Below are 8,437 nucleotides of genomic sequence, written 5' to 3'. Positions count from 1 at the left end.
ATCCTGGGCCTGGTCGGCAGCGTGGCCGGTCGGCGGGGCGTTCTGCCGCTGCCTCGTCGGCCGGTGAGCCTGCCGTGTCAGACGTGGACGGTGAGGCGGCGGCGGACGCGCGGTGGATCGCCGCTCAGCTCACGCGGGCGCCGGAACCCTCGGCGTTGATGGCGGCGGCGATCGTGACCGCGCTCGCGCCGAAACCCACGCGGAACGGCGGTGGCTAGGCAGGGCTGGGATTGCGCCACTGGGGGTCCAACCGGTCACGCAACGGAAGATCCTTCCCGGGGATCGCGATGATCCGTTCAATGATCGTCGATAGGACGCGGCGTTTCTCCGTCAGGGTGCCGTTACGCCATAGCCGTAGTGCCTCCTGGCCGTCCAGGACGGTCACGAGACGCGCCCGGCGGGCCAACTCGGCGTCGATCTCCCGTAGCCGGGCCTCGATCTGGGCTTCGACCTGGCCACCCAACCGCAGACTGATCTCTTTGGCCGTGATGGCGCGGGGGAGGTCGGCAAGCTCCTGTTCCTTCTCGGTCCGTTCGGCCTTCAACTCCTCGGCGTCGGCGACCTCACCCGCCTTCTCCCAGTCCCGGCGCACAAGGTAGGCGTCAACCAGGCGGGTCATCAGGTCGTCGGCATCGGCGGCGTTGATGTGGAACGACTGGTCACACTCGACATGCTCACGGCTCTTACCGAGACGATGCCGCCACAGCGCGTACGCGCGGGGAGAGTTCCTGATCAATGATCGCTTGCACTTGTGGCACACATAGTAGCCGGCGAACACGTGTTTGACGGCCGTTCCGGTGCCTTTGCGGGTTTTCACGGCTTCCAACGCCGCACAGGTCTCCCGCCACTCCTCCTCCGTGAGGATGGCAGGGAAGTTCGCCATCGGACCGACCACGGTCCACCCGCGGTGGACGTTTCCCGTTGCGAACAGTCCAGCGATGCGCGGGTTACGCAGCATCGCTGTCAGACTGGCCCGTGTCAGGGTGCCGGTCTTCATGGTGTCGTCGGGCCTGGTCCGCCGGTGCGGAATGCGTAGACCACGGTCATAGAAGTCGTCCGCGACCTTGAGTACGGCTTCACCTTCCCGGATCCGCTGCGATGCCTCGCGTAGCCAACGGGCCTGCTCCTCGTTGACCGACCACTCGGTCACGATCTTCTTGCCCTTCCGGCTGATCGTCTGAGACCAGCCGAAGCCGACCGGGCCACCAAGGAACTCCCGGGCCTCCCGCTTGGCATCCAACTTCCGCTTTACCAGCTCCGACTTCAGCCCGGAATCGCTGACCGACTTCCCGACCGCGCCATGCCAGGCATCGCGGTCCCGCTGCCTGCGGAAGTCGTAGGTCGTGGCCTTCTCACCATCAGTGACGATTAGTCGGCCGCTGACCCGCTGCATGATCTTGCCGAACTCCGCGCCGACCACTGGGTCACGGGTAATCCGGCTCTCCTCCCACGCCACCACGACCCGGTGCTTCCCCGTTCGTAGCGTCGTAAGGAATCCTTCGAACTCCGGCCGGACCACATCCTCACGCCAGGCGGAAATCCCGTCATCGGCCCACGCCCGGGCTATCCAGTACTCACCCGTCAGCCGCGCGTAACGCTGACCTCGGGCGAACTGGTCCGGGATACGTGCGTCATTGTCGACATCGGACATCCGGCCGTACCACAGGGCCGGCTCGGCATCGGGCCATTCGGGCAAGGGGAGCAACGAAGGAAATTCCATACGATGATGCTACGACGTACTACACACGTACCTGATCGCCTTTGCTGGCCTGCTGCTGCTGTCCGGGCGGCTGGGTGACCTGCTGGGCGGCCGGCCCGTCTTCATCGGGGGGCTCGGCCTGTTCACGGCAGCCTCGCTGGCCTGCGGCCTGGCCAACACCGGCGGCCTCCTGATCACGTTCCGCTTCCTGCAGGGCGCCGGGGGGGCGCTGGCCTCCGCGGTGGCACTCGGCATGATAGTCACGATCTTCCCTGACAGCCGGGAGCGGGCCAAGGCACTGGCCTGCTACGCCTTCGTCGCCGCGGCCGGCTCATCGATCGGGCTCATCCTCGGCGGCGTGCTGACCAAGAGTCTCAGCTGGCCGTGGGTCTTCTACGTCAACGTGCCGCTGGGTGTCCTCGCGGTGGTGCTCGCCCTGTGGGTGCTGCCCCCGATCGCCGGGCTCGGGCTGCGCGAGAGCGCGGACGTTCTCGGCGCCGGGCTGGTGACCGCCGGGCTGATGCTCGGCGTCTACACCGTCGTCCGGGGCGGGGCGGACGGCTGGAGCGACGGCGGGACGCTGGGGTCGCTCGCCGCCTCGCTGCTCCTGCTCGCCGCCTTCGTGGGCCGCCAGGCCAGAGCGGCCAAGCCACTGCTGCCGCTGCGCATCTTCCGCTCCCGCGCGGTCGGGGGAGCGAACATCATCCTGACCCTGATGGTGGCCGGCCTGTTCGGCTACCAGTTCTGCACCGCCCTGTACCTGCAGGACGTGCTCGGCTACAACGCGCTGCGCACCGGGCTGGCGTTCCTGCCGGCCCCGCTGACCATCGCGGCCGTCTCGCTGGGCCTCGCGTCGCCGCTGAACACCCGGTTCGGCCCCAGGCCGGTGATCGTCGTCGGGCTGCTGCTGGTCGCCGCGGCGCTCCTACTGTTGGCCCGGCTACCGGCTGACGGCAGCTACGCGAGCGACATCGCCCCGGTGTTCGTCCTGCTGGGTATCGGTTTCGGCGCGGCGATGCCCGCACTGATCGGCCAGGCGATGGCGGTCTCCGACCCCGCCGAGGCCGGCGTCGCATCCGGGGTGGCCAACACCACCCAGCAGATCGGCGCCGCGCTCGGCACCGCGGTCCTGGCCACCCTTGCCGCCTCCCGCACCGACTCGCTGCTCGACCACGGCAGGAGCACCACCACCGCCCTCACCGGCGGGTTCCACCTCGCCTACGCGGTGAGCGCGGCCCTGGTCGCCGCGGCCGTCCTCGTCGCCCTGTTCGTCCTGCGCCCGCCCGGCCAGTCGCGGACCGCCGACAGCGCACGGACCGCCGACGCCCACCCAGCCGAGACCGACGACCCGACGCAGCCGGCGGGGGTGCCGGCCGCGGGGCAGTAACCGCCGGGGCCAGCCGTCGGGGACGGGGTAGAAGGAAATCCTTCGCTACCACCGCGTCCTCGGCGGCAGCGACAAGCCAGCCGGTCACATACCGGGAGTAGATATCGATGATGACGTACAGCCGGTACCAGACGCCTTTCTCGGGTCCTTTCAACGCGGTGATATCCCGCGACCAGACCTGTGACGGTCCGGTCGCGGACAGCTCGGGGCGGACCCGTGGCGGGTGGGTCGCCTGCGCACGGCGTTCCCTGGTCTGCCCCGCCGCCCGGACGATCCGGTACTCGGAGTCCGCTCTCTCGGAGACCTGCCGCAAGAGAGAGCGCGTGCTTTTCCCATAAAATCCAGCGCGGTTTCTGCCGTCGCAAGTTTCGCTTTCAACCGTTCGTTCTCGCGGCGCAGACGCTCCAACTCGATCTGTTCCGCCGACTTCCCCGGATTCTTCCCCGGAGCGCGGGCCGGGACGCCTGCTCTTCCCAGCGCCCCCGCGTCACGTGCCCGGGTCCGCTCCACCACATGCGAGGAGAACAAACCCTCCCGGCGCAGGATCGCACCCTTCTCGCCGTGCGGGGCGTTCTCGTACTCCGCGACGATCCGCAGCTTGTACGCCGTGCTGAACACCCGCCGCGACGGACGCGGCGCCGGGTCCCGCGCCTGCGGTGACCCGGCCGGAGCCTCCTGCGACTCAGGCTCCATGAACATCATGGAGCTCCGATCACGCCCTCCGTAGCCAGCTCACACCCACGAGGGTGTCTCACTCAACCCCGGCGGAGAGGGCAAGGACGGTCCCTACCGCGACCGCCCGGACTGCTTGCCAACAAATTTCCGCACCTTCAGCCAAAGGGCTTGAGAGTCCATGAAGGCCGGGTGTAGGCTCCCCATTGTGGAGCAAGAGGGAAATTTGGACCGCAGACCTCCACTAGTGCCACCTAATTAACAGATCTTGATTTTGCCTATCGTTCACTTCATCCACCTTCGTCGATCTTTGTCTTGGCGTCGATCGAGTCGCAGATGATCGAAAACGGGTCGACCATAGCGAGACGCGTGCCGGTCATTTCTGTTTACGGAAGGTTGATCCTGAAATCGATATCAACTACGCGCGCACGCGGAACTGGGGCGATCGGTGTCGCGGCGGCCGACTGGGGTCGCGGGAGCCAACAAGTGATCAAGAGAAGACGAGGCCGACGATGACCCAGTTGTCGCCAAAGCCGACCTGCCGGTTGCCCCTTCGCGGAGCCGTCGTGGAACCAGCCGGCGGCCCACACCTTCTTCCCCGCCCGGTGGAACAGGGTGTCATCGACCACGACAGTCAGCGGCCCGGCCGGGAGCAGCCGGTCGACGACGACGCGGGCGAGTGCCAGGCCGACCCGGTCGCGCGACCAGGCCGCCCGCGTGAAGAGCCGGTGCGCCCATCCACATCGTGAGTGGGGTGACATGTTCGACGGAAACGATCATGGCATCTCTCATCATGCGTGCGTCATGATGTGCGGCGAGGACCGCGCGGCACGCAATGTTTATATCAACCAGCTGACACGTCGACAGCTGGCCGCGAGCAGCGGCGCGGGGCTGTTCTTGCGGTCGAACAGGGGAAGGAAAGATGCCGGAGAAGCCACCTCATGGATCCCTCCGTGTCGGAGTCGTTGACCTCATGGCGGCCACCGGCCGAGGAACAGGAGGGCAGCAGTTCGACCGGCTGATAAGAAACGCGGCGAACAGCGCCAGAGTGGCAGTCCACGTCGATGTGGTGGACCTCGACCCGACGACCAGCCATCCCCATCTTCCGGGGTCACGAAGCGATTGGCAGCGAATAGCATCATTCGATGCTCTGGTGGTGACCGGCGCACAGCCACAGAATTCCCACCCAGAGAAGGACCCGGGCTATCCGGTGATCGAGAGGATTCTCGACCTCAGCCGGAGACGGAATTTCTTCACTGTGTTCTCCTGTCTGTCTGCGCATTTAGCCCTCCACCAGATGTGCGGCGTGCAGCGCCGTCGACTGGCACACAAGAGGGTCGGCGTGCTCGACCATCAGACCGTCGCACGACGCGGCCCGCTCACCGTCGGGCTGCCCGACGTCGTCACCATGCCGCATTCCCGATGGAACACTGTGGACCGTGACGAACTCGTCGCCTGCGGCGTGCGCCTGGAGCTGCTTACCGGTGGCTCTGACTGGGCGGTAGCGACCAGTCAGGACGGGGTCCGTCAGGTCTTCGTCCAAGGTCACCCGGAGTACCTACCCGACATGCTGCTGCGGGAGTACCGCCGCGACGTCCGGGTCTTCCTCACGGACCCTGACGCGCCGTACCCGCCGATCCCGGAGGGCTACCTGGCCGATACCGCAAGCCGGCGGCTCGCCGCGTTCGCCCGGCGCGCCCGCAGCCAGCGCTCTCCCACGCTGGCCACACAGCTGCCCGCTGTCGGGCCGCTGCCTGACGTCGCCCGGCGGTGGACCGCGGAGGCGACCGCCATGACCGCGAACTGGATCCGCAGGGTCGCCGACGGATCCACCGGGAGGATCGATGACCCACCTACCCGACCAGCCGCCGGACGGCACCAGGATGACCTGGTCCTGGCCAACGGATGTTCGTCCGTACAGTACGGACCTCGCCTCGATGCTGGCCGCGAGCGTGATCGATGACGGCATCCTCGGCTTCACCGAGCCGGTCACGCCGGCCCAGGGCGTGGGCTTCGCGGAGGACCTCGCCCGCCGGGTCGGCACAGGCGAAGCGCTCGTCCTGCTCGGCCAGGACGACGAGGGCGTCTGCGCGATGTGCGTCGTCGCCCTGAACTCGATGCCGAACTGCCGGCATCTCAGCGAGGTCAGCAAGGCATACCTGCGTCCCCGGATCCGTCGCACCGGTGCGGTGATCGAGCTCGTGTTCGCCGTCTGCGAGCGACTCGCCGACGTCGGGGTGGAGCGCGTTCTCATCGACGTCCGCGAAGGCTCCCCAGCCCACCGGGTCTGGAGCGGCTTCGGGTTCACCACCTACGGCGTGCTGGACGACTACAGCCGAGTGCGGGGCATCAGCCACCGCGGCCTTTACATGACCCACGCCGTATCCGAGCTACAGGCCGTCACTGCCGACCGGCTGGCCCGTCGTGCCGATCCCACTCGCCGCCACACCACCCCACAAGCCGCCATCGCAGAGAGGACGAGCCGATGACGCTCCCGCGGGACAGGTTCAGGGCGTCCCTGGAGGAGACCCTGCACCAGCACCTCACCATCGCCCACCCGGTGTTCGGGCTTCTACTGGACGCGGACAACCCTCAGCCGCGTTTCCTCCAGCAGGTAGCGCTACAGGGCTACCAGCTCACCAAGCACTTCCTTACCTACGTCGAGCACCTGTTCTTCTACTGCCCGCTCCCCCGGCACAAGCGGCGCCTGCTGCACAACCTCTACGAGGAGGAGACCGGGCGGATCTCGAAGACGCGGAACCACGTCAAGCTGATGCAGGACTTCCTGCTGGCGATCGGGATCGACGACGAGACCCGGGATGCCGCCGTCGCGCTGCCGACGACCCAGGAGCTGATCGACTACCGGCTCGCGGCGGTGAAGGATCCGGATCGCTACCACGTCGGTGCCGCCGCGGTCACCATAGCGAGCGAGGGGCAGAACCTGGAGAAGCTAGGCAGCGAGAGCCGCGACATCCTGTTCGGTCGGGTGTACGGGCTCGAGCCGAGGGACCTGCTGTTCTTCTCGGTGCACCAGGTCGAGGACATCACCCACACTCAGCAGGGCCTCGACCTCGTCGCAGACCTGTGCACGACGGAGCAGATGCAGCAGGAGGCGCTCTACGCCGTAGCGCATACCTGCGAGCTGTTCTACGGCATGTACGAGGGCATCCACCAGGAATACCTGGCGGGACGGCTGCTGCCCGCATGACGCCTCCGTCCTCCAACCGTACGGCCTCCGGCACCCGCCGCGGACTGGCGACGGAGGCGGTGCGTGCCGGCCATCGCCAGTCCGTTGACGACCAGCACAGCGAGGCGCTGGTACTCACGTCGAGCTACCTGTTCGACGACTCGCACGACGCGGCGGAGAAGTTCGCGCAGCGGCGCCCCGGCAACGTCTACGTCCGGTTCACGAACCCGACGGTGCGCGCGTTCGAGGAGCGCGTCGCGCGGCTGGAGGGTGCCGAGTCCGCCGTAGCGACCGCGTCCGGGATGGCCGCGTTCTTGGCGGTGTCGCTCGGGCTGCTGCGCGGCGGGGACCATGTCCTGCTTGCGGAGGGTGTCTTCGGCACCACGACCCGGCTCTATGCTCACTATCTGGACCGGTTCGGCGTCACGACGACCGTCGTTCCGGTGACCGACCCGGCCGCCTGGGCGCGCGCAATGCGTGCGCAGACCAGGATGCTCGTCGTTGAGAGCCCCACGAACCCGGTAATGGCCGTGGCCGACATCAGATACCTCGCAGAGCTCGCACATGCCGCCGGCGCGCTGCTGCTGGTCGACAACACCCTGTGCACCCCGGTGTTCCAGCAACCGATCGTGTTTGGCGCAGACCTCGTTCTGCACTCCGCCGGCAAGTACATCGACGGCCAGGGCCGCTGCGGCGGCGGCGTTGTCGCCGGCCGCGCGGGCCTGATCTCCGAGTTGCACGGTGTGCTGCGCACCGCGGGCCCGAGCCTCAGCCCGTTCAACGCGTGGATCTTCCTGAAGAGTCTGGAGACGCTGCCGGTGCGGATGCGGGCGCACGACGCCAACACGGCGGTGGTGGCTGCCTGGCTAGCCGACCAACCGGACGTACGGGCGGTGCACTACACCGGCAGCGCGGATCACCCGCAGCGGGAGCTGGTAGCCGCCCAACAGTCCGGGCACGGCGGAGTGATCAGCTTCGAGCTGTACGGCGGCCAGCAGGCCAGCTGGTCGTTTGTCGACCGGCTTGAGCTCGTGTCGAACACGACAAACATCGGGGACACCAAATCGATGATCACCCATCCGGCAAGCACCACCCACGGCCGGCTCACGCCGGCACAGCGCGACTCCGCCGGCGTCACCGACGGCCTGCTGCGCCTATCGGTCGGTCTGGAGGACGTCGAGGACATCGTCGCCGATCTGGCCCGGGCGTTCGCAGCGACCAGGCCTGCCGGGCCCCGCGCCCGATGAACCCGCAGCCGACAGCCCCGCAGGCGCCAGGCCAGTTCGATGAGCAGGTACTCGGTGCGCGGAGCCCTCGGTGCCGGCTACCTGGTCCGCCGGCGCCCCGGACAACGCCGTGACGAAGCTGGCCGCAGTGCTTGCCCGGCTCGCCGGCCACCGATTCCCGATCATGCTGACGCCGGGGAAGCGGGTGTTGCTGGAGACCATAAGTCGGCGGCCCGGCCCGAAACGCCACGGCGTGTGATCCCGGT

General features: G+C 67.8%; 9 protein-coding genes and 1 pseudogene. 7 read left to right on the top strand and 3 right to left on the bottom strand.

Translation table 11 applies throughout. From position 1 onward, the window contains the following. Positions 1 to 218: hypothetical protein (locus tag AC08OO_RS10790; RefSeq protein WP_476618468.1), on the top strand; the 218-nt coding region annotated here is incomplete at its 5' end. Here AC08OO_RS10790 and AC08OO_RS10785 read toward each other — a convergent pair. After that, positions 215 to 1,720, bottom strand: a complete 1,506-nt coding sequence (locus AC08OO_RS10785; protein WP_011438526.1) for a recombinase family protein — start codon at positions 1,718 to 1,720, stop codon at positions 215 to 217. The genes AC08OO_RS10790 and AC08OO_RS10785 overlap by 4 nt on opposite strands. A gap of 31 nt (positions 1,721 to 1,751) precedes the next feature. Between AC08OO_RS10785 and AC08OO_RS10780 the strand changes: the two genes are divergently transcribed. Then, complete coding sequence (locus AC08OO_RS10780; protein ID WP_476618469.1) at positions 1,752 to 3,086, top strand: MFS transporter; 1,335 nt, start codon at positions 1,752 to 1,754, stop codon at positions 3,084 to 3,086. Between the two features lie 40 nt (positions 3,087 to 3,126). Here AC08OO_RS10780 and AC08OO_RS10775 read toward each other — a convergent pair. Beyond that, positions 3,127 to 3,366 (bottom strand): annotated as a pseudogene (locus tag AC08OO_RS10775) (DDE-type integrase/transposase/recombinase); the annotation flags it as partial. A 778-nt stretch (positions 3,367 to 4,144) separates the two neighbouring features. Continuing rightward, the gene (locus tag AC08OO_RS10770) at positions 4,145 to 4,519 is read right to left on the bottom strand and encodes a transposase (RefSeq protein WP_476610187.1); all 375 of its coding nucleotides are present in this window, start codon (positions 4,517 to 4,519) and stop codon (positions 4,145 to 4,147) included. Positions 4,520 to 4,680: 161 nt separating this feature from the next. Here AC08OO_RS10770 and AC08OO_RS10765 point away from each other — a divergent pair, with 161 nt between their 5' ends. From AC08OO_RS10765 to AC08OO_RS10745, 5 genes are all read left to right on the top strand, one after another. Beyond that, positions 4,681 to 5,721, top strand: a complete 1,041-nt coding sequence (locus AC08OO_RS10765) for a homoserine O-acetyltransferase/O-succinyltransferase family protein (protein WP_476610188.1) — start codon at positions 4,681 to 4,683, stop codon at positions 5,719 to 5,721. Further along, positions 5,696 to 6,247: an N-acetyltransferase gene (locus tag AC08OO_RS10760; protein WP_023841229.1), complete on the top strand. Its 552-nt coding sequence runs from the start codon at positions 5,696 to 5,698 to the stop codon at positions 6,245 to 6,247. The genes AC08OO_RS10765 and AC08OO_RS10760 overlap by 26 nt, the downstream gene beginning before the upstream one ends. After that, positions 6,244 to 6,966: a TenA family transcriptional regulator gene (locus tag AC08OO_RS10755; RefSeq protein WP_476610189.1), complete on the top strand. Its 723-nt coding sequence runs from the start codon at positions 6,244 to 6,246 to the stop codon at positions 6,964 to 6,966. Before AC08OO_RS10760 ends, AC08OO_RS10755 begins: the two co-directional genes overlap by 4 nt. Then, the gene (locus AC08OO_RS10750; protein ID WP_476610190.1) at positions 6,963 to 8,192 is read left to right on the top strand and encodes an O-succinylhomoserine sulfhydrylase; all 1,230 of its coding nucleotides are present in this window, start codon (positions 6,963 to 6,965) and stop codon (positions 8,190 to 8,192) included. Before AC08OO_RS10755 ends, AC08OO_RS10750 begins: the two co-directional genes overlap by 4 nt. A gap of 70 nt (positions 8,193 to 8,262) precedes the next feature. Then, a complete protein-coding gene (locus AC08OO_RS10745; RefSeq protein ID WP_476610191.1) occupies positions 8,263 to 8,430 on the top strand; it encodes a hypothetical protein in 168 nt (55 codons plus the stop codon). Positions 8,431 to 8,437: the final 7 nt, after the last annotated feature.

It is taken from the genome of Frankia sp. CeCAU1, from assembly GCF_977971845.1.
Note: the sequence above shows the minus strand (reverse complement) of the source record. Positions and strands in the feature narration are given on the sequence as shown.